Raw genomic sequence first — 20,605 nt, forward strand, 5'->3', positions numbered from 1 at the left:
GTACCGAGTGGCTGCTTCGCGGTCACTAACCGGGTCACGGTCTCTGGATGAGCGACTGCTGGAGCGCCCGGTAGATGTCGAGCCCGAGGAAGACGAATCTGACGAGCCAGACGACGATGAGCTGGATGACGACGAACCCGATTGGTATCGGTCCCCTCGACGCTGAGATTTCCGCTGTTCGACGATCTGTCGGTCACGGTCTCGCGAGCGGTCAACCGACGAGCCCCTATCATCGTCGTTCGATGACGACGAGCGTGAGGAAGACGAAGAGCTGTCGTTGTCATCCCGAGCGCGGTCGCGAGCGTCACGGATGTCTTCCTCAGCGCGGCGCTTCGCTTCGCGGTCCTCGGCGTCCCCACCGCCGGGGAGTGGCATTTAGACCACCTCCTCGGAGTTGTCGAACCGCCGATTCAGTGCGTCCACTGCGGCGTCCCACTGTGGGGTTGCTTTGAGCGCCGGGTACCCGGCCAGAATACCGAGCATAGAACCGAACTGAATTGCATTGAGTACGGTGTAGAGATCCGGAGCTGTTCGATATGCTGTAATCGTGAAGGCAACAACGGTCGCTCCGAAAATGATCCAGTAGCCATTTCGCTTGCCTCCCACGGATTTGAGTCCAATGACAAGGTGACTCAAAAGCCCGCTACACCCCCATGAGATTACGAGACCCGCCAACAGCCAGATGGTGAGTGATAATCCTTCGACGGCAGACTGATCTAACGCGTTCAGCTCGTTGAGGATGGTGAGCTGGGCTAAATTCAGCACGAGGAGGCACGCGAACACCGTGGCGTTGAAAATACGGTCTACAGCGGACATCAGAACACACCCCCGAGACCAGCGTTAATCATGAACGGAAGGACGTTGATTCCGCCGCCAGTGCCGGATGCGCTCCCTGCGATACTCGCGGCGAGCGCTGGGCCGAAGAGACCGAGTGCGACGCCTCCGAGACCGACGAGTACGAGGTAGAGCTGCTCTTTCCGGGACCAGTCGAGTTCGGCGAGCTTCGCACGCGTCCCCTGGAGGCTCATGTCCTCCTGTGTGACCTTGCTACCGAACAGGCGGTAGCCGTCCCGGAAAGAGATAACACGACCGTCGTATTCGCCATCGACGACTTCGGCGTGGATTGCAACATCAGTCCCTCCGTCGGTCGTGGCGCTTGGCTCGAACTCCCCACGGCGACGTTGTCCACCCATGAACGCCTCGATTGGGTCGGTGGTCTCGGCATACTTGCCGAGCGCCCACGCGACGGGGTACTTCCCGAGCATCCGGTACGGGATGCCCTGCTCGTCGGTTTTGAAGCGCTCGTCGTTCTCGCTTCGGAACTCGTTCTCAGTCGTGTGCCACGAAGACGCGCGCGGTGCGATGACGCCGTCGCCGTAGATGACGTGCGTGATGGTGTCGGCTCCGGTCGTTTTGAGCTTGAGCTTGTAGCCGGCGTCGATGACTTTGTCACCGAGCTTGTTCGTCCTCGGAACGAATCTGAGTACCTTCAGCAAGAAGGAAACCCAGAAGACCCACCAGCCGCGGAAGAAGTTGTAGACGAGGCCGCCGCTGGCGTCACCAACTTTCCGGGCGATTTTGTGGTCTTCTGATTCTTCGTCGAGCTTCTCTCGAGTGTTCGCGAACAGCTCTGGTTCGTCCGGTGCGAGTGGGTCGGTGTCGTCGGGTTTTGGATTCTTGTCAGTCATGGATTACCACGGGAGGATACTGCTGACTCGACCACTGGACTGCGTGTCGCCGTCGGGGTCGCGCCGTTCGCTGGAGACGTGTGTTTCGGTGATTGCTTCGAGAAGCCGGCCGTCACCGAGCGACTGGCGGTCGGTTCGAACGTCGTCGATGACCGTGCGGATAGCCTCTTTTTCATGCTCTGCGAGGTCTCTTCGCACGCCACTGAACGAGTCGCCGTTGACCTCTTGTGCGACCTGCCGAAAGACGCCAGTACAGAGGTCTGGGTACTCGCGGCCGCGGACGATGCGGTCGCGGAGGTTCTCGTTGAGGAGTCGCCGGGACCGGGCGTCGTAGTACTCCTCGTCGTGGTCGGCGAGCATCTCACTCGGCGAGAGGTATGGCTGGATGAGCGAGACGAGTTCTTCGTACTCGTTGGATTCGACGTCGGCTTCGAGGAGGCGGTCGAGGAGATCCTCGGGCTCCATGTCGTGCATGGGGTCGACTACCGGGCCGTTCGAGACACCGCGGTTGACCGCGGTCCGTTCGAGGTCTTGGGCGGCGCGCTCGTCGAGTTCTCGCGCTTGAAGTTCGCCGGGGTCGGGCTGGGAGTCGTGTCCCATCATGCGCGAACCCCCTCGTTGGTGGCAGTGTGGAAGACGGCTCCGTAGAGTGCGATGGCACTCACGGCGGCCGCACTGAGACACACGAACTGAATGGTCGGCGAGCCGAGTGAGACGAACTCGCCGGTCGATTCGTTGAACACGGCGACGTTACCGCCAGTAATGGCGAGTGCGCCCCAGACGATGAGACCAAGCAGTGCCCAGATGGCTTCCGAGTCGTGGCCGCGGAAAACGAGCGCCCCGAAGAGGGCGAGCGTCCCAAGAAGCCCGAGTGCCAGCTGGTGGGCGACGAGTATCATCCGAGAACCCCCCAGACGACGAATGCGGCGGCGATGAGCGCGAGAAGCGGGACTGGGATGCTAATCGCTCCGAGCCCGCGGTTCACGTCGCGAGTGGTCTTGTCGGGTGCGTCGAACTGGTAGCTGATGTTGACCTGCGTCCCGCTGGGGACGCTGGCGTTTTCGAGTCGTTCGAGTTCCCCATTCGATTCGTTGAAACGGTAGTCGACGCCTTCGGTGAGGGTCGTACCGTTGTGTGTGACGGTGACGTTCGCGCCGAAGTCGACGGCGATGCCGGATGCGTCGACGAGACGACCGGCATCGTCGAGGGTGATGCCTTCGGTGGTCGCTTGAGCTTCGGCACTCTCGATATAGGAGGTCCCGAAGGTAGCGATAGCAAAAACACCGACGACGACGATGACAGCGAACGTGACGATTGCGTTAGTCATGGCTCTTGAGTTGGGTGATGAGCGGTGAGAAATCGGTGCGTAGGTGGTGTGTTCCGGTCTACCGGCCGCCGCCCATACCACCACCCATGCCACCGAAGAATCCGAGCGCGACGCTCGCACCTGCGGCGATGAGACCGACGCCGATGAGGATAAACGCCGTCTCACCATAGTTGGCGAACGTATCGAACATCGACGTCCAGGTGTTGTTGTACGTCGGATTAGCGACGATTTCGGTCGAGTAGAGCGACCCGAGGACGATGAGAGCGACGACGGCGACGATGATGGCCTGTGAGACCATCATGATCGAGCCGGAGATGCGGGCGGTGGTCGTCGCGTCCTCTGCGAAGTGTTCCTGTTTGGGTTCGATGCCGAGGCGCTGTGCGGTTTCGAGTCCGCGGTTGAGCGCTTGACCGGAGAATCCGCCACGTCCGTGGACGAACTCCTCGATTGGGTTGGTGAACGGTTCCTCGACCGCCACTTCGATAGCGTGGTCGTCGTCGACGTTGGCACCCGGCCCCAGGCGGAACCCAGCGGCGGGGTGGCCTGCACATGCAGACATACACGTGCCCTCTTTTGCAGAGATGATATGTCTCCGGAATATACTGTCACGAATGGGGTAATAGAGCGGGTCTCCGGTGGATATCCAGCCGGATAGCCACCATGGCTATCCTCGTGTAGAGACTTAATGCAGATTCTCTAGTACGGCCGCTATGGCAATCCAGAATAGTGGTCAGACACGGCAAATAGAGTCTGTAATCGCGGAGTGTACGTCTCAGATGGGTGTTCGACAGTCGCTTGAGCTGAAGAAACTCGCTCAACACATCGAGTCCGGCAACCTCGACTCTGTGTCGCTCAACAGCGAGGTTCGGAATATCCAGCAGACGGGGAGTTCGATGAACATCAATCTCACGAGCTACGCAGCGGAGTGGCTTGAACTCGAGAAACAGCAGCCCCTCGTGGTCCACACGCTCGCCGATTCGATTGTCATCACGATTCCTGACGGTGACTGTGATGTCTAAATCGGATGACTTGCGGTCGAAGACGGTCCGTGAGCGTATCATCGAAGACGCACAGGTTCGGTGCCATCAGAAGCGCTCGGAGGTCCAAGACGCCCGGTTGCGGATGTCGATAGTTCCGCGGTCTCTCCGAGGCGATTTCCAGAATCGGGTTCTGGAGTACTACCGAGCGCTCCGTCCACTTCGGACCGAGGGCATCATCAAAGAGTGGTGGTCTTCCGTGGTACTGTCGCCAAGCTGGACCGCCGGACGAGAGTACGTCTTCGAGATTGACGGGCAGGAAATCGAGGTGTCGCAAGACGAGGCGATGACGATTTACGAGAAACAAGGTGTGGCACCAGTCGAAGTCAGAGACATCCCATATCGAGGTCTCGAACGTCTCGACGAACTGGAGGATGCGACCGAGACAGTCGTGGAAACCCGCTCAACGATGCGCGGAGTGCGGGAGGAACAGACGACGCAACAGGTCGTCCTCGACGTACGACAGTTGATGGATATCGCGGGTGTCCTCGACGACGCGGCGACGAAACTCGGGTTCAAGCCGTCTATCGAACTTCAGGACGCGGAGGGTGAAGTCGTATGAGTTCACAGATCGAGCCGGAGATCGTCGACCGGATGCAGTCGCACGTACCTCCTAAGAATCTCTCAAGCCACTGGTCGGAGATGCCCGACCGAGTTCGCGAGAACCTGATTCTCCGACGCAAGATATGGCCGCGGATGAACGTGTACAACGAGAACTGGATGTGCTTTTTAGCCGGGGAGACTGGGGACGGGAAGTCTTACGCGGCACTCCGACTCGCGGAGGCACTTGACCCGACGTTCGGGCCGCATCGTGTGACGTACTCCGTTGAGGAGTTCCTCGAAATCGCTGCGAGTGACCTCCCAGAGGGTGCGATTATCGTGCTCGAAGAAGCGGGTGTCGCCGCGGGGAACCGGAATTGGTACACGGTCGCCAATCAGGTCTTAGACGCTCTAACGCAGACGTGGCGACATCGAAACAACGGCGCGATCATGACCGCGCCTGACTTCGACCTCATCGACTCGCACGTTCAGCGTCGGTTCCATCACCTCGGGATTATGGTCGGCAAGGACGAGTCAGCCGGCATCAGCAAGGCACGGTGGAAGTACATCCAGACGAACAACGAGACGGGAAAGATGTACAAGAAGTACCATCGGATGATCGGCGACGATGGTGTGCTTCGCCGGCACAAGTGGATGAAGTTTCAGCTCCCGACACCCGATCTCGTGGAGGAGTACGAGTCGACAAAGGGAGAGTTCACTGACGACCTCATCGAGGACTTGCTGGAGAAGGTACGGGCGGAGTCGAAGGAAGCCGAGGCGGAGCAACTCTCGCCGGTGCAGGTGGCAAAAGAGATTCTCGACGAGGGCCGCGTTGAGGAGTACATTAGTGAGGCGTCGGGTGGCGAGTACTTCGACCGTGCTCTGTTGAAGATGGACTACGGCGTGAGCGAGGACGAGTCGAAGCAGATCAAGAAATACGTCGTACGGGAGGCGGATCTGGATGTCATGTAGCCCCACACCCTTGTGTTTATATTAACTTGAGATACGCAAGTGGCGGTTCGTCGGGTCGTGGCTTTCGGCGGTCCTTCGGCGTTTCATCGCGTGTACGCCCGGCTGGCGCGGCGCTCGCGAGGTCCTACGGTGGTGTGCGATGAAGATTGCCATCGCTCACGAGCACTATCCGCAGCGCGGGGGCGGCGAGATGGTTTCGGACGAACTCGCACGGACGTTCGACGCACCAGTCTACGCCGGGTTCGTCAACAGGGATGCGACCGCGCCGGACGTCGAGCTTCACGACTTGTTTGGTGATGGAGTCCTGGGCCAACTCATCAGACGGTCTGCGTTCATCAGAGACGCGTTCTATCAGTTCGCGTGGACGGATGTGGTTGAGCTGCGTGACTTCGACGTGATCGTGACGAGCGGGAACAATCCCGGTTGGTTCGTGCCGCGTGACACGCAGACGGTCGTCAGTTACGTGCACTCACCTCAACGGACGCCTTACGACATGTGGGCGGACTCTGAGGAGACCCACGGTCTTGCCAAACACATCTACACGAAGGCTGCGAGGACGCTCCATCCAGAAGGGAAGTACGCGGACCGATTGGTCGCGAACAGCGACCTCGTGAAGCGCCGGATTGTTCGATACTGGGACGTGGATGCTGACGACGTCGACGTGGTGTACCCTCCAATCGATGTCGAGGGCTGGTCTCGACATGACGATGAGACTGGCGACTACGTTGTGACGTGGTCCCGGATGTTCGACAACAAGAACATCGACGAGATTGTTCGCGCGTGCAACCGAACGGGGACGAAGCTGATTGTCGGTGGTGATGGTCCGGAACGCGAGCGTCTCGAAGAGATAGCGGGGCCAACAGTCGAGTTCCGTGGATTCGTCGAGTGGGACGAACTGTGCCGTCTGGTGAGTGGAGCGAAAGCGACGCTCTTCGCAGCGGACAACGAGGACTTCGGGATGGTCCCAGTCGAATCGATGGCCGCGGGGACGCCAGTTATCGGTGTTCGTGAAGGCTTCACTCGCCACCAAATCATCGATGGCGTGAACGGAGTTCTCTTCGACCGCGGCGTCGACAACCTCGTCGACGCGATAGAGCGATTCGAGTCGGAGGGCGTCACTGCGACTGAGCACGATATCGAGAGGTTCGCGCAACAGTTCTCGGTGGAGCGATTCAGACGTCAGATGCGTTCTATCGTGAACGAAGCGGTCGAAGACTCGCAAATCGAGACGTCCGTCGAGCCGCCGTTACCAACGCGGAGGCTCGCAGCAGATGGTGGTGATGAACAATGAGCCTGACAGAGAGAAGCGCTGAGTATCTCCATCTCGGGAGTGGACCCGACTACCGAGATGGCTGGACAAATGTCGACGTAAACGAAGACGCTGACCCGGACGTGGTGGCTGACCTAACCAAGCCGTGGGACTTCGCGTCGGATGATGTGCGAGTGATCGAGGCGCACCACGTCGTTGAGCACCTGGAAGACCGGGCGGCGTTCTTCGTTGAGGCGGCGAAGGCACTGCGACCAAACGGGATTCTGCGCATCACGGTCCCGCTGGGTTCGAACTTCGACACTGACTCTGACCACGTCGCTCCACGGTGGACGTGGCGAACTCCTGAACAGTTCTCGCGGGCGCATCGAAGACAGTGGGACCCGGATATCCCGCTGGAACTTGTGCACCGCGAGGTCGACGTTTGGCTTGGTGGTCCGCTGTCCCCAGCATCTCCGCTGCTGCGACTCGCAGCACAACGGTGGCCAGATTGGGCGTCAAGTCGATGCTACGCTGGTGAATTGACTGCTGTGTTCCGGAGGTGCGACAAATGAGTTCTCGACTGCTGCCCCAGCTCGAGAGCGGCGTGATCCGTCTCGGTGGTGCAAAAGTGCTGTTCCAGCGGTCTGGGATGGTGACGCAGCTCATCACGATGCTCTCGGCGATGTCTGCAGCTTGGTCGACGACGCCGGTGATTCGCGAAGTCTTCGGAAGCTTCGTCGTGTTCATCGGTGTGGCTGTTTCGTCGCTGTCGGTGTGGATGCTGTTCGACTACGCGGTGGTTCTGCCGAGCGAGCAATCGTTCAACCAAACGCAATCGCAGAGGGCCGCAAGAAGCCCTCTGAAGCGCGATACTGAGGCGATTCTCGACAAACTGGAGGACGAGAAATGACGGTGTCGGACTTTCTCGCTCAGGTGCGCTCCGACTTCGAGCGACATCCGCCGTCGAAAGCCTTCGAGACCACAGTTGGCGAAATCGTCAACGGCGTTGGCCGGCGCGTTGGTGGGCGCGTGAACTATGGTGTTCCTCACTGGGAGCGTGGCGACTGGGACATTCTGGTTCTCCTCGACGCGTGCCGGTTCGACTTGATGACCGAGGTCGCTGACGAGACTGACTGGATCCCGGATGTCGACACTCATGTGAGTCCGGCGTCGATGTCAGCGGAGTTCGTCGAGCGGATGACGCGACCACGATATCGTGACGAGATGTCGCGAACCGCACTAGTGACGGCGAATCCATTCTCTCGTGACATCGACAGCGAGGAGTGGTTCACCGTCAACGAGGTGTGGAGACACTCGTGGGATGACGACCACGGAACGATTCTGCCTCGGTCGGTGACTGATGCCGCGATTCGACAGTCTCGTGCTGGCGACCAGGACCGGATAATTGTCTGGTTCATGCAGCCGCACGTTCCGTTCGTCGAGGAAGAGTGGTCGGATGGTTACCCCGACCGACGTGACGTCGGCAAGACGAGTGTCGATAGTGGGGTCAAATCACCGTGGATGCAACTTCGAGATGGCGAGCGTTCGTTTGACGAAGTGTGGGACGCCTATCGACGGAACCTCGAACTTGTGCTCGACGAAGTTCGAATTCTCGTCGAGAATGTCGATGGGATGGTTGTGGTCTCGGCTGACCATGCGAACGCAGTTGGCGAGTTCGGTGTCTTCGGACATCCGCGGAACTCGTGGGTTCCAGCGCTAAAGCGGGTGCCGTGGATAGAACTCGACGCGAGTGACAGCGGGGTGTACAGACCCGGTGAGGTAACGGCAAACGCGTCGAAGACTGATATCGCAGAGCAACTGGAGGCACTAGGGTACCGATGACTGACTCGCAACAGCCCGGACGGGCTGAGAGATGGGCGGTCAACAATTCTCAGAGAGTCCGATTAGTCGGGGGCTTTCTGATGGTCGCCTTCGCAGCCTTTGGGGCGTGGAATCACGCGATCGTTGGGTCTGTTCTCAACGGATTCGTCGGCGTCCTTGCGATTGGAGGGTGGCCAGCTCTGAAACGACTATAGTAATCTCCAGAAGAATTTGTTCATTTCTCTTGACGCAAGGGTAAAAAGCGACGGATAGCAGCAGGTTACGTCGTCATAGGGTGCAAAGACTTCCAGATTCTACTATAGTTCGAGCTATCAAGTCGGTCAAAGAACCGAGTATTTCTTATCTAGTGTCTGAAAACACAGCCATATAATGGACTTCGAAGACAGAGAACAGATCTACGGACGAGACGACTACTACTGGGGAACAGAACCGAATCAGATGGCAGAAACGGTTGTAGAACTCACCTCTGGAGATTTTACTGACATAACAGCGATTGATATTGGTGCTGGCGAAGGGCGAGATGCTGTCTTCTTCGCCCAACAAGGGTGGAACGTCTATGCGATGGACGTCTCTCCAAATGGATTGCAGAAGGCCGAGCGGCTCGCTGACCAGAGAGGAGTAACCCTCCAGACGATCCGAGCCGACGCAAATGAGGTCTCTCTCCCGGAACCGGTCGAAGTTGTGTATTCGGCAGGGGCTGTCCAGTACATTCATCCAACGAGTCGCTCGCAGCAGTTCAATCACTTCAAACAGAACACAGCGGTGGGCGGAGTACACGCAATTTTTGCGTTCATCGATCACCCAGACGTACCGACACCACCTGACTGGACGGAGAACGAATATTTCTACGAACAGGGTGAACTCCTGAGCTATTACGAAGACTGGGAGGTTCTTCAGTCAGAAACTGTCATCTTCGACGACGATTCTGGAGATGAACCACACCAACATGCTGCTGAAATATTGTTTGTACGGAAGTAGAATTGAAGCCTCTTGAGCCTCCTCTTTGGAGCACGACGGATGGGGATAACGTTCGGTGGCGATGCCCTCAGTTACAGACCGCTGAACTCTCCCTCTTTAGTTGCCGAGATCGACAATTATTGGCATGTGATCACTTGCATCAATCCAGTTCTGAAATGAGCCGACTTTGAGGTTATCCACGCTGTATGACAATTTTTCTGGAATAAATAGATAATCTGTGTGGTAACCGCGACTCTGCTTCTTATACATGAAGAATGTTGGTAAGTCCTCAGTTCCGTATTTGCTCCCTCTCAAGCGGTGGTATGAACTAACCAGTCCAATCTCACTCAATTTATCAACTGTTTCTAAGAAGTTTCCTTGAAGTGGAGCATCTGGTGACTCGTCCCAGATGATATTCCAGTTGAAGTCGCCCGCAACAACTGAGTTAGAGCTTAAAAACTCCCGATAATCTTGAAGAGCTGTATACACTTGGCTGATGTACCTCTGCCGTGGATTTTCTTTATCGTTCATTGCCCAGATGCCGAGAATGTCTATCCCTCCAGAGATGTGAACTGGAAGTACGTATCGGGATTTGCTATCTTGTGAGGGTGTAGAGTCGACTGTTAAGCCATTTCTACAAAACACTCCGAGACCTTTGTGATCATTGTCACCAATCCACCGCCAGTCAGAAAATTCTCCCCATTCCCCTTTCGTCTCTGGATTTTCACACTCCTGAATTATTAGAACATCTGGATCATATTTGAGAATTAAACCCTTCTTTTCTCGGAAGGCCATATTACAGTTCCAAGTCGCTATTGTAGTCATAGGCAGGACTCACATCCGAAATGACAAAAGTACAGCCGCTAACTGAATCCTCTGTAGTTATCGTTCAACCTTCGACTAGCTCCGAGAAGAGGCTATTCTCGTAACCAATTGCTCTCAAACTGTGTAATCGAGAGACGTCTGTCTCGGTTGAGAGGATTGCAGTATTTACGGCCCTGTTGAAATCCGTAGAACTTGATAGAACCCGCGTGACACAGACAAAGGGTGTATGCAGCAGTCCCGTTCGATTGGTTTAGCAAATCTTGGCTTTAACAGACGTTGAAGTTCGCTGCGAAGTTTACGCAGGAATGAGTAGTCAGCCGGTTACTCAAACAACAAACTTCAGTGAAAAGCTCCGGGGTTCATCAGTCTCAAGAACCGTTCTATATATCTATGCTGGGCGAAAGGTCGTCTGAAACTGCACCGCGTGATGACCCACCATCTGCCGATGAAGATGTGGCAAAACTCCGCCTAAAGCTGTCTCACGTCCCTCTTGACGAATTGGAGGAGAAGGGATTGGTCATCTGGGACCGAAATCAACACATCGTGAGGAGAGGACCGAGCTTTGACCCGGTGCGCTCAGAGTAGGAAACCACTGAAAACGAACACGAGGGTGATTGTTAGTTCCCTGTAGGGACCGTTCCCTGATCAGGCGACCACTGACTTGTGATCGACTTGCGCGCTGTATATCCCAATGATTTTGTGCGACTCGGTTAGCGTCGGAAACGTCGGGTATGCGAGAACTTCGAAGGCATTCACCAGTTCCGAGAACAGGCTATTCTCGTAACCAATTGCTCTCGAACTGTGTAATCGAGAGACGCCTGTCTCGGTTGAGAGGATTGCAGTATTTACTTATTGAGTTTGAAAGACGACTATGGATTTCACCGACCTGAATCAAGAGATTCGGACCTTCTGTGAGGTACGAGACTGGGGGCAGTTTCATACACCAAAAGATCTGGCAATTGGCTTGACGACAGAGTCAAACGAATTACTAGAGATTTTCCGATTCAAAGACGAACACGAGCAATCAACCATTCTTGAAGACTCAGATAAGCGTGGGGATATCGAAGATGAACTTGCAGACGTACTCTTCTTCTTGCTGCGTTTTGCTGATCTCAACGACATTGATCTTGAGGAAGCATTAGCAACGAAACTCGAGAAAAACCGCGAGCGGTACCCGAAAGAAGAATACAAGTCTAGCAACAGGAAATACAACGAATAACTGAGATGCTAATCTACGAGAATACCAAATCTGGACTCTTAGAAGATATCCTCACTGACGATCTTGTCTCTGAACTCGAAGATGCGTATGCGGCCAATGGGCTAGGAGTAAACCCGAATGAACGTCGCGCCTGGCACAATTCGTTCCAGCACGTTAACAAAGTACTCGCGGGCAGCGATATCCCAGACGACGTTGGCGTCGCGATTGAATTCAAAATCCCACTCACTTCGCGTCGAGTCGATCTGATGCTCTCAGGACGGGACAACGACGGGAACGCGAACGTCGTCGTCATTGAACTGAAACAGTGGGAAGGCAAGGACACTTCGCGGGTTGAAGGCAAAGATGGAATCGTTGAGACTTACATCGGCAACGGTATTCGCGAGACGACTCACCCCAGCTATCAGGCATGGTCCTACGCCAGTTTCCTCCGTGATTTCAACGTCGAAATCCAAGAGCAACCAATCGAACTGCATCCTCTGGCGTACCTCCACAACTACGAACCAGAATACCGCGACGCCATCGACAACAAGAGCTACGAACACTACACCGAGGCTGCACCCCTATATCTCAAAGGAGATGCAGTCGAACTCCGGGAATTCCTAGAAGAGCGACTCCAAGTCGGAGACGGTGGTCAACTCCTCCGTGATATCGAAGACAGCAGCCTTCGACCCAGCAAATCGCTCCAAGACTCAATTCGAGAGATGATCGATGGAAATCGAGAGTTCACGCTCCTCGATTCCCAGAAAGTCGTCTACGAGCGGGCTATTGAGCTTGCGAAGAAATCTCAGCAGGATGGCCAGAAGCGTGTCCTCCTCGTCGAAGGGGAACCGGGTACGGGGAAGACAGTTGTCGCGATTAACATCCTCGCAGAACTCATTCAAAACGACCTGACTGCCCAGTACGTCTCAAAGAACGCCGCTCCTCGAGACGTGTACGAACAGAAGCTGCGGGGCGACATGCTGGTCAAGAACATCAAGCATCTGTTCAAAGGTGCTGGCTCGTACGTCGACGAGTCTGCAAACGCGATCCCAGCGCTCATCGCTGATGAGGCCCACCGCCTCAACGCGGAGTCGAACTTCTTCGGGCATGGTGAGAACCAGATCATGGAGATCATCAACGCTGCCCAGTTCAGCGTGTTCTTCATCGACGAGGAACAGCGTGTCCATATTGACGACATTGGAACGAAGGCTGAGATTAGAAAGCAGGCGGGCGAGCTCGGAGCAGAAATTGAAGAGACTGCACTTGAGTCACAGTTGCGGTGTGGTGGTTCTGGCGACTACATCGCCTGGGTCAACGATGTATTAGATATTGAAACACCAACTGTAGCCGACTCCCTCGAGGTCGATTACGATGTCCAGTTGTTCGACTCGCCTGAGTCGCTACACGATGCCATCGAAGAGAAGAATGAGCAGGTTGGCCTCTCACGGGTCGTTGCTGGGTACTGTTGGGAGTGGGATACAGACGGACAGGGCGATGCGGACTACATGGATATCGAAATCGGAGATTACGAACGGAGTTGGAACCTCACTAAGGGAGACCCGTGGGCGATTGCTGAAGGATCAGTTGACGAGGTCGGCTGTATCCACACGTGCCAAGGCCTCGAGTTCGACTACGCTGGCGTCATCATCGGACCAGATCTCCGATATGAAGACGGTGAGATTGTGACCGACTTCAAACAGCGAGCGAGTAGCGATCGGTCGGTCTTTGGGATGAAGAAGATGTTCAAAGAGACGCCCGAAGATGCTCAGGAATTAGCCGATGAGATTATCAAGAACACCTATCGGACGCTAATGACTCGTGGTATGAAGGGTTGCTATATTTATTGTTGTGATGATGGTCTTCAGGAGTACTTCAGGCAACGAATTAACGAGGTCCTCTGACGACGATTGTTTAAATTGAACCGTGTGACAGAGTAAATGAGCTGCTACCACCCATGCTATTTTATCTTTTTGAGCCATCTATGTCAGTATATCAACACCACTTAAACATTCGGTGGAAGCGCTGATCAAACAGATTCTCTCGGATGGTGTCTCCAGGACGGACCTTTTCACGAGTAAATCACTATAAAACGGTTGAGAAGCTATATCCGCGGCTAACACAGCTCGGAAAACTCGTGAAACAACGGCCTACAAAGAAATAATAGATGATTTTCAGATAGTACACTCCACCCGGATCGGTAAGGTACTTGGAGTAATTGGTGGGATGGGGGTTTATCGGGACAGATCAATCATTTCTGTACTTGTTGTCCATATACTGAGCACGACGCGTACACCCCTGAGATGGAATATATGTGGGCGAGTTGTACTCTGTCAGTTGTTCGTCACAACCTCCCCATTACTTACATTGAAACGGAGTAGTCGTATCCCATCTATGTGGCACTCTTCTGCTTTTTTTGTCACACTCACACCAATTCTGTTGGTCGTCATCTGTTCTGCTTCAATGGGGCTCTTAGGATATTTGAAACTGAAGTAGTCTTTCTTATGCCAACGCCCAAATGGCCAGACTTCTGCCCCTTCGTAATTAATCGAAATAAAGTACGAAGTAGGATATATTGTGTAACCGGATATCCGCTGTTCAGTAGCAGTCACATATGAATTCTGAGGATCAAGTAGTTGGGACTCTCCCCTAGGAATTTCTTGACAAATTGTAGCAATACCGGACGCGTTCTTTACTATATATTCTGTAGACCTAACTCCAGAATGCGTCTGGTTCATCGACTCTGCTAATGTGAATTTAATCGCACCACTTCTTTGGTCTGGATCTAGCTCTTCAATTGCATCTATCCTTCTTTCAATACCTCCAGTAATTTCAATTGAGATATTGTGGGCAGCTAGTTCTCCTTCATTCTCTAGAACAATTTCGTGAGTTCTCTCTTCGGTTGTGTAACTTGAGAGGATTTGAACATCTGCCTCGGTAAATGGACTGTATGGTGTCGTCAAGGCTCCAGATATTACTATTGTAGAAATAGCTGAAGCGACAAGTGCTGTAATAATTCCAGACACTAGTTGCTCAGTACTAGGGAGGAAGCGTGTTAAATCACTCATCTACTGTGCCGTGTCAATATTATCTGTGATAAGTTATCTTATTGCTTCGTTTCTGGAAACCAAGTCATAGAATACGAAGTGACATATGTGCCTAATTTGTTGTTTCATCTATGCCGGTGAATGCCACCAAAGACTGGCTTTCTCTCCTCTCTCGTGAAGCCGATCGGCGAGGTGTCTACTTAGACACAGATATTGATGGTCGCATTTTTCACTTCCACCTAGGTCAGGACCCAGGAGTCATCGGGAAAGTTCGCTACTCTGAAGCCAGAGAGCGGAACTTTGAGAACGAACAGGGCCTCAAGCACATCTGGCATCGGTACAATCGCGAAAAGCAATTAATCGAAGATGGATCTGAGCGAAGGGTAGTCAACATCACACTTGACGTGTGGAGTAAAGACGAATTCAACCCTGACGAACACCACTTCATCTTCCTGACCGAGCAAATGATCGACCAGGATACCTACTCTCAAGGTGATCAGAAAATCTTCATCACCGGAGATGGCCAGTATAGTGGTCCACTCTCTAAGTACGTCGACAACTGGGACGCGGTTTTTGAATACGCTACGAACGGTTCTCCAGATCAATCTCGGCAATCCACACAAGTTGGCCCTAAGAATAGTGTATCTGATACCGAATTTACTCAGGCGGACACATCGGGTAGCGTGATTAACAGCCAGCAAGAGACCGTTGTGGTTTCTCAGAAATTCAAAAACGTGGCATATGATCGGTTCGATCACCAGTGCGTTCTAACAGGTATCGAGGTACCTGAGTTGCTCACGGTGAGTCACGTGTTGGGCCGAGCGGATCACAGAGATCTCGCCGAAGACATAGAAAACGTCCTCATTCTTGACTGGACACACCATATGGCGCTTGACGCTGGTCTCTGGACGTTCGATGAGTCTGGACGGATCTGGGTTGAACCAGGCTTCGAGACGAGCAGTCCGTATCTTGAAGACTCTCTGGTTAGTCGCCATGGAGAAAAAGTGGAAACCCTCACCAAGGTCAACAACGATTACATCGAACAACGGAATCAGGAACTTGAATGGTGGCCGCCGCGGTGATAACTGGTTCTAAGTATGTAACACGCTATTCCTGCAGAAAAGCGATTACCCCCAGAAGGCAATAGCCGGTATGTCAACCAAGGTCTACGGAATCGATTTTAGCGGGAGCAAATCCCCTAGCCAGAAGATATGGATTACAGAAGCATCCCTGACGGACTCTTCTGACCAACATCTTCACGTTCAGGACGTAAGTGCTGCTGCTGAACTATTTTCAGCTACACACCGAAGCGAGGTTCTTACTGAACTCCGCGACTTAATTCGCAGGTCAGATGCTGCTGTGATTGGGTTAGATTTCCCGTTTAGTCTCTCTCAATCATCCATCTCAACTGAGGATTGGGAAGACTTTCTCGAAGGGTTTGCTAGCAATTTCAACAATCAGGATATCGACGCATATCCTGGTCCGTATGAATCAGACGAGGAGTCAAGGCGCGAGACCGATTTCCGGTTCGGAGGTCAATCACCCATGAGCCCGCAAGTACGATATCAGGTCTTCTATGGATTACGTGATGTTCTTCATCCTCTCGTGACCGATGATGAAGTACGCGTACTGCCAATGCAGAACCGTGACTCAACGAAACCATCGGTGCTTGAAGTTTATCCAGCAGCTACGTTTGGGGCTGAACGGCTCTATCGAATTGGATACAAAGAAAATACCAAACAATCACAAGATCGCCGGCGAGTGAACGCCGAAGGATTGCAGTCCCACGAGAATCTGTCCATTGAAGACGACCTCGTTGAGAAAGCCATCCAATCAGACGACGCACTAGACAGTCTTTGTGCGGCGTTTGCTGTCAGCCGTGCAATACGCGAAGGGCTAAATCGAGAACAAAAATCTGTTGAGGGCCATATATTCGCGTAAGACATACTGGGATAGATCAACGAGATACGCGCTCTGTATTCAGCGCGGTGTTCATGGCCGTATTAGGAATGAACATCGTTGAATCAAAGACTTCCGTGAACCGGCTGTTCTCGGACCGGTGATTAATTAGTCTATGCTTAGATCTGAAGGAATTACTGTATGGGTGCAATTTGCGTGTCCTGGGACAGTAACCCCATCGTTCCAGTTGCCTTGTCTCTGTTGCGAATACAGCGCACGGAGAAGTTCTGAAATTGCATGTGTGCCACCTGCTAGCTGCTGGGTACAATCTGAAGTCGTGTCTTCTCGAGGCGAGTGCGGAACGAAGCATTCCGAGTCTCCTCGCTCCTCAAGAACTTCCATTACTGACTGGTTATAAAATCGGCTCAGTTGCGACCGTATCAACCGTTCCTTCCATTGGCTATTGAATACGCGGTTGTTCCCCATATGTGGTGAGTTACTGCGAGGTAGCTCTGATGAGACACGTTGCTCAGCGGCTGCATGGTCAATTTCTCCTTTAACAAGTGCCGTCAGAATCGTTCTGAAATCCCCTTTTCGTGTACCTCCTTCAAGGGATTTTCCTATGATTGGTTCATCAGCAATCAGGTCCAAAGTATGAGATCTCACTTTATCATTGGAACCGAGTGCTTCTGGGATCTCGTCATAGTGTCGTGCCCAATTAGTCATGATTATACACTCAATGGTGTACATCTAATGATAAATATCTGCCCCCAAGTCAGCAATTTGGTACTCGGATCAGAGCGTCAAAGCACCGGGTACACTCCAATAAACCGTTCTGAGAAGAACTTTAGCACTCCTAGAAGACCTGTGTAGATAGATACAATATCGTATACAGCAGTAGGCCACCAAACATGACCTTGATGACGTTTTTGATATTTGCATCGTAGTCTCGACTGTACTGTAAAAACATTCGAATCACACTCATTGCAATCAAGACCATAAATACCTCAACTGCTTGAACAGCGGATTCTATCGCAGGAGAGGATGTCACATTAACCAGATAAGCACCTAGCTCCTTTCCAGCAAATCCTAATGTTAAGAAACCAGACGAAACCGTGGCCAGAACAACGTACTCGTTAGTATTTTCATCACTTAACCTTTTGAAACCATGTTGGCTGATTCCAAGCCAGAGTGATAGAGCAACAAGTACTACCTGGTAGAGACTAAGTGCAACCTTCACATCAGATACTCCAGAAGCAACCATGTTCTCACTCCCAATTCAGAACAGTTAGTTAAATAGACCTGATATAGTGGACTTGACCGAGTGATATCTCGATTCCCATGTTTTTTGAATTGGAGACTTATACCTACCCAAAGAGTCTGCTTCCCTATCGTAGCCTGTAATAATCATATTTCCTTTGAAGAATTTTTGACCAGACTCAGTAAAGACATGGCAATTACCATCACACTCGATGAAGCTATAATCTATCAATAGTGGCTGAATGCTCTGGATGTTATCTGGATATTCAACTAACTTATCCCCGGCTGTCGGAAGGTTATCACTCCCCTCTACTTCTTTTAAAATGAGTAGTGCTCTTTGCCGGAACAATTCTAATTTGTCTATCATTTCACGTAGTGAATCATTTCGGCTGGTTGTATTGGTATCCGAGTTCATAGACGATGACTCAGTCCTTGCAGCAACCTGTTCCCTGTACTCTGACGCACTCTTTACTCGCTTAGCTTGTGTGTAGAAGTGTACTAGTGCGCTGGTCTCTGCTTCAGATAACAGAGCAAGATGGTTCGTATTCCCCTCGTACACAGACATAGAAACAAAATTTCCAAAAGGGATAGTACGCTCTTCAATCGGCCATTTCCTCAAAACCTCAGAACCTTCTAGCTCTGCAATAAAAGCTTTCCGGAGATTTAATTCTCGATCCTGTTGTCTCTGGATGTAGATGCAAAAGCTACCAACCACACCAATTGTCGCGGGAATGAAGAGCGAGAGAAAATTGATTAGGAAGCCCCAGTCACCAATTTCAGTCATAGCAGCAAACTATTCAATATATGCTGATAAGTCCACCTAGATCCGGTTTTCAACTGGTGTCACAACTACGATGACATTCAGTAGTTCCGAGAATCGAGGTGTCGCGGAGATACTCAACGTCATTCGCCAAGTTTGTCGCCGCGAAAGTTGTAGTCGCTGTAAAATAGAGATGTGTTGAATGCCAGAGCAAGAACGAACTGACACAGAGATCGAGGCCGCTTACTGGAGTGGGTCCAGATGACTTCATCGTCGAGGTCTAACGTACTTAGAGACCCGGATGCATCGAGTCACTACCGATACAAGTGCTGGTGTTCTGAGTGCATGAGCAAGTACCGAGCTGAGTCTGAAAACAAAGTTATCGAACTCGCGGAGAATTGTTGCAATGAGTAGATCACTACGTGGTGCGAGAACTTCCGAGAATAGGCTATTCTCGTAACCAACTGCTTCTCGACGACGCGTAATCGGCGTCTTTTCGGGGGAGACTGGCCCGGCCAAACTAGCTAAGGTTCCGGGAAGCAGAGCCAACTACCAAGATCGGAACCATGCAGGCACGCCCATACCCATTGAAGTCGGGAAAGCGACTGTGGCTTTCTCGCGACGAACAGAACAAGTTCCTCTCACTCGTTGAGGACGAGTATCCACGTTGGCACATTGCCCTCGATCTCGCACTCCACGGTCTCCAAGTTAAGCAATAAGGCCAAAATACAGCTAAGTTCTTTGGACTCCAACAGCTTGTATGCCTTGTCCAACCTGTGGAGATGACTATGAATTGGTAATCGGTGGAGAGAAAATGAACGTGGGTTTGGAAGATATGGATGAAGAAGGGTATGATATTGGGAAACGAACATCGGTTGGTGATTACGAAATCTGTCTTGCTCAGGGTAGTGGAGGGGATGTTCTGTACATCCACAAGCTGTGAGTGTTTCAGGATTTGAATACCGGTCTCTGTGGGTTGGTATTTCAGATAAGCTTCTAATTAGAGTATTCTGAATTACTTCATGGGCTAGAATAGAGATATATGCAAGGCCGTCAATTTTATGACATGCGCTATCTAGAATGCCCACATTGCTCAGAAGAGGTACAAAGCGTGTATACTACTGATCTGCAGGATGAAAGTGGTGGACCAGACTTGACAGTTGTAGCTTGTCCTAGTTGTGATTCTGTTCTGGACTTCATCGCTTAGAAACGTCCAATCTATTACTGATTCCGAGAAAAGAACGAACTTAAAGAGAGACCTTGCTCATCGACTTGATGATATTCTCTTCTGACGGCGCTGCGAGATAGGGTTCGATGGCGTCGTAGCTGGACCAGCCGCCGAGTGCCATCACGATTCGCGGTGACACTCCTTCCTCGACGAGGAGATGGTGCGCCCAGCAGCGGCGCAGATCGTGACTGGACACGCGTTGGTAGTCGTCGTCGCCGGTCGCGTCCGCAGCTGCGGCGGCGGCGCGGTTGACCCAACCCTGAAGGGTACGTTTCGAGCGTTGGACGACAGGGTCGTTCAGGCCGATGTCGTTGTCGTCGTCTTGGACGTAGCGATTGATTCGCGCTTCGAGGTCGATGGGAAGCCACGTTTCACGTTGCTTCCCGTGTGCGTGCTCGCCCGTGGTGTCTTTCCCACTCTGGACTTCGAGCTTGTAGTGTCGGCCATCAGTGCGCCGGGAGATGTCGTTCGGGGTGACGTCGAGGACTTCGGCGACACGGAGTCCGGAGTCGCCCATCAGTCTGAGCGCGATTTCTGCGAGGTCGGAGTGTGCTTGACGCGGGAGCTCTCGATACTCGGTGCGATTCATCCAGACGTTCCACGTGCCGTCCTTGTTCCGTTCGGTTCGCATAGGTTCACGTTTTTCTAGACAAGCACGCAGGATAAGTCATCGGGCGGGTTTAGTGGGTTGTCTGAGACGGCGCTTTTCGAGTGTCTGAGCGTGTAGTGTCCGTCGTAGTTGCACGTTTCTGTAGAAACGCGAAATCGAGATGGATCAC

24 protein-coding genes are annotated in these 20,605 nt (G+C 52.9%); 13 read left to right on the forward strand and 11 right to left on the reverse strand.

The window, feature by feature from the left end:
* Positions 1–375: 375 nt before the first annotated feature.
* From BN984_RS03895 to BN984_RS03920, 6 genes are read right to left on the reverse strand one after another with little or no spacing between them, the layout of a single operon-like run.
* Positions 376–816 (reverse strand): hypothetical protein, encoded by a 441-nt coding sequence (locus BN984_RS03895; protein ID WP_049967715.1) that lies wholly within the window; start codon positions 814–816, stop codon positions 376–378.
* Entirely contained in the window at positions 816–1,688 is an 873-nt protein-coding gene (locus BN984_RS03900) for a hypothetical protein (protein ID WP_049967716.1), read from the reverse strand. Before BN984_RS03900 ends, BN984_RS03895 begins: the two co-directional genes overlap by 1 nt.
* A 3-nt stretch (positions 1,689–1,691) precedes the next feature.
* Positions 1,692–2,291, reverse strand: a complete 600-nt coding sequence (locus tag BN984_RS03905) for a hypothetical protein (protein WP_049967717.1) — start codon at positions 2,289–2,291, stop codon at positions 1,692–1,694.
* Positions 2,288–2,587, reverse strand: coding sequence for a hypothetical protein (locus tag BN984_RS03910; RefSeq protein ID WP_049967718.1), 300 nt, complete (start codon positions 2,585–2,587; stop codon positions 2,288–2,290). Before BN984_RS03910 ends, BN984_RS03905 begins: the two co-directional genes overlap by 4 nt.
* Positions 2,584–3,015 (reverse strand): hypothetical protein, encoded by a 432-nt coding sequence (locus BN984_RS03915; protein WP_049967719.1) that lies wholly within the window; start codon positions 3,013–3,015, stop codon positions 2,584–2,586. Before BN984_RS03915 ends, BN984_RS03910 begins: the two co-directional genes overlap by 4 nt.
* A gap of 58 nt (positions 3,016–3,073) precedes the next feature.
* The gene (locus BN984_RS03920) at positions 3,074–3,574 is read right to left on the reverse strand and encodes a hypothetical protein (RefSeq protein ID WP_244877446.1); all 501 of its coding nucleotides are present in this window, start codon (positions 3,572–3,574) and stop codon (positions 3,074–3,076) included.
* Between the two features lie 151 nt (positions 3,575–3,725).
* On the opposite strand from BN984_RS03920, the gene BN984_RS03925 reads away from it, so the two are divergent.
* From BN984_RS03925 to BN984_RS03955, 8 genes are all read left to right on the forward strand, one after another.
* Complete coding sequence (locus tag BN984_RS03925) at positions 3,726–4,034, forward strand: hypothetical protein (RefSeq protein ID WP_049967720.1); 309 nt, start codon at positions 3,726–3,728, stop codon at positions 4,032–4,034.
* Complete coding sequence (locus tag BN984_RS03930; RefSeq protein WP_049967721.1) at positions 4,027–4,614, forward strand: hypothetical protein; 588 nt, start codon at positions 4,027–4,029, stop codon at positions 4,612–4,614. Before BN984_RS03925 ends, BN984_RS03930 begins: the two co-directional genes overlap by 8 nt.
* Complete coding sequence (locus tag BN984_RS03935) at positions 4,611–5,564, forward strand: hypothetical protein (RefSeq protein ID WP_049967722.1); 954 nt, start codon at positions 4,611–4,613, stop codon at positions 5,562–5,564. The genes BN984_RS03930 and BN984_RS03935 overlap by 4 nt, the downstream gene beginning before the upstream one ends.
* Before the next feature lie 139 nt (positions 5,565–5,703).
* Positions 5,704–6,855, forward strand: a complete 1,152-nt coding sequence (locus tag BN984_RS03940) for a glycosyltransferase (RefSeq protein ID WP_049967723.1) — start codon at positions 5,704–5,706, stop codon at positions 6,853–6,855.
* Positions 6,852–7,385 (forward strand): class I SAM-dependent methyltransferase, encoded by a 534-nt coding sequence (locus tag BN984_RS19335; RefSeq protein WP_156037876.1) that lies wholly within the window; start codon positions 6,852–6,854, stop codon positions 7,383–7,385. Before BN984_RS03940 ends, BN984_RS19335 begins: the two co-directional genes overlap by 4 nt.
* Complete coding sequence (locus tag BN984_RS03945) at positions 7,382–7,723, forward strand: hypothetical protein (RefSeq protein WP_049967724.1); 342 nt, start codon at positions 7,382–7,384, stop codon at positions 7,721–7,723. The genes BN984_RS19335 and BN984_RS03945 overlap by 4 nt, the downstream gene beginning before the upstream one ends.
* A complete protein-coding gene (locus BN984_RS03950) occupies positions 7,720–8,655 on the forward strand; it encodes an alkaline phosphatase family protein (protein ID WP_049967725.1) in 936 nt (311 codons plus the stop codon). The genes BN984_RS03945 and BN984_RS03950 overlap by 4 nt, the downstream gene beginning before the upstream one ends.
* A 369-nt stretch (positions 8,656–9,024) precedes the next feature.
* Positions 9,025–9,633 carry a methyltransferase domain-containing protein gene (locus tag BN984_RS03955; protein WP_049967726.1) on the forward strand — a complete coding sequence of 203 codons (609 nt, stop codon included), beginning with the start codon at positions 9,025–9,027 and terminating at the stop codon, positions 9,631–9,633.
* 96 nt (positions 9,634–9,729) lie between these two features.
* On the opposite strand, the gene BN984_RS19015 is transcribed toward BN984_RS03955, so the two are convergent.
* Positions 9,730–10,437: an endonuclease/exonuclease/phosphatase family protein gene (locus tag BN984_RS19015; RefSeq protein WP_081909177.1), complete on the reverse strand. Its 708-nt coding sequence runs from the start codon at positions 10,435–10,437 to the stop codon at positions 9,730–9,732.
* Between the two features lie 871 nt (positions 10,438–11,308).
* On the opposite strand from BN984_RS19015, the gene BN984_RS03960 reads away from it, so the two are divergent.
* Entirely contained in the window at positions 11,309–11,656 is a 348-nt protein-coding gene (locus tag BN984_RS03960) for a nucleotide pyrophosphohydrolase (protein ID WP_049967727.1), read from the forward strand.
* A gap of 5 nt (positions 11,657–11,661) precedes the next feature.
* Positions 11,662–13,536 (forward strand): DUF2075 domain-containing protein, encoded by a 1,875-nt coding sequence (locus BN984_RS03965; protein ID WP_049967728.1) that lies wholly within the window; start codon positions 11,662–11,664, stop codon positions 13,534–13,536.
* 429 nt (positions 13,537–13,965) lie between these two features.
* Here the strand turns inward: BN984_RS03965 and BN984_RS19340 are convergent, their stop codons facing one another.
* Complete coding sequence (locus BN984_RS19340; RefSeq protein WP_156037877.1) at positions 13,966–14,700, reverse strand: hypothetical protein; 735 nt, start codon at positions 14,698–14,700, stop codon at positions 13,966–13,968.
* A gap of 110 nt (positions 14,701–14,810) precedes the next feature.
* On the opposite strand from BN984_RS19340, the gene BN984_RS03970 reads away from it, so the two are divergent.
* Positions 14,811–15,761 (forward strand): HNH endonuclease signature motif containing protein, encoded by a 951-nt coding sequence (locus tag BN984_RS03970; RefSeq protein WP_049967729.1) that lies wholly within the window; start codon positions 14,811–14,813, stop codon positions 15,759–15,761.
* 70 nt (positions 15,762–15,831) lie between these two features.
* Complete coding sequence (locus BN984_RS19020; protein ID WP_081909178.1) at positions 15,832–16,620, forward strand: DUF429 domain-containing protein; 789 nt, start codon at positions 15,832–15,834, stop codon at positions 16,618–16,620.
* Between the two features lie 814 nt (positions 16,621–17,434).
* Here the strand turns inward: BN984_RS19020 and BN984_RS19345 are convergent.
* Positions 17,435–17,842, reverse strand: a complete 408-nt coding sequence (locus tag BN984_RS19345; protein WP_156037878.1) for a hypothetical protein — start codon at positions 17,840–17,842, stop codon at positions 17,435–17,437.
* A gap of 24 nt (positions 17,843–17,866) precedes the next feature.
* Positions 17,867–18,622, reverse strand: a complete 756-nt coding sequence (locus BN984_RS19350) for a hypothetical protein (protein WP_156037879.1) — start codon at positions 18,620–18,622, stop codon at positions 17,867–17,869.
* Between the two features lie 736 nt (positions 18,623–19,358).
* On the opposite strand from BN984_RS19350, the gene BN984_RS19360 reads away from it, so the two are divergent.
* Positions 19,359–19,541 carry a hypothetical protein gene (locus BN984_RS19360; protein WP_152421507.1) on the forward strand — a complete coding sequence of 61 codons (183 nt, stop codon included), beginning with the start codon at positions 19,359–19,361 and terminating at the stop codon, positions 19,539–19,541.
* Between the two features lie 304 nt (positions 19,542–19,845).
* On the opposite strand, the gene BN984_RS03975 is transcribed toward BN984_RS19360, so the two are convergent.
* Positions 19,846–20,457, reverse strand: a complete 612-nt coding sequence (locus tag BN984_RS03975) for a site-specific integrase (RefSeq protein ID WP_049967730.1) — start codon at positions 20,455–20,457, stop codon at positions 19,846–19,848.
* Between the last annotated feature and the right edge of the window lie 148 nt (positions 20,458–20,605).

The sequence above is a fragment of the Haloferax prahovense genome (assembly GCF_000723845.1).
In the GTDB taxonomy this organism is placed as follows: Archaea; Halobacteriota; Halobacteria; order Halobacteriales; family Haloferacaceae; genus Haloferax; species Haloferax prahovense.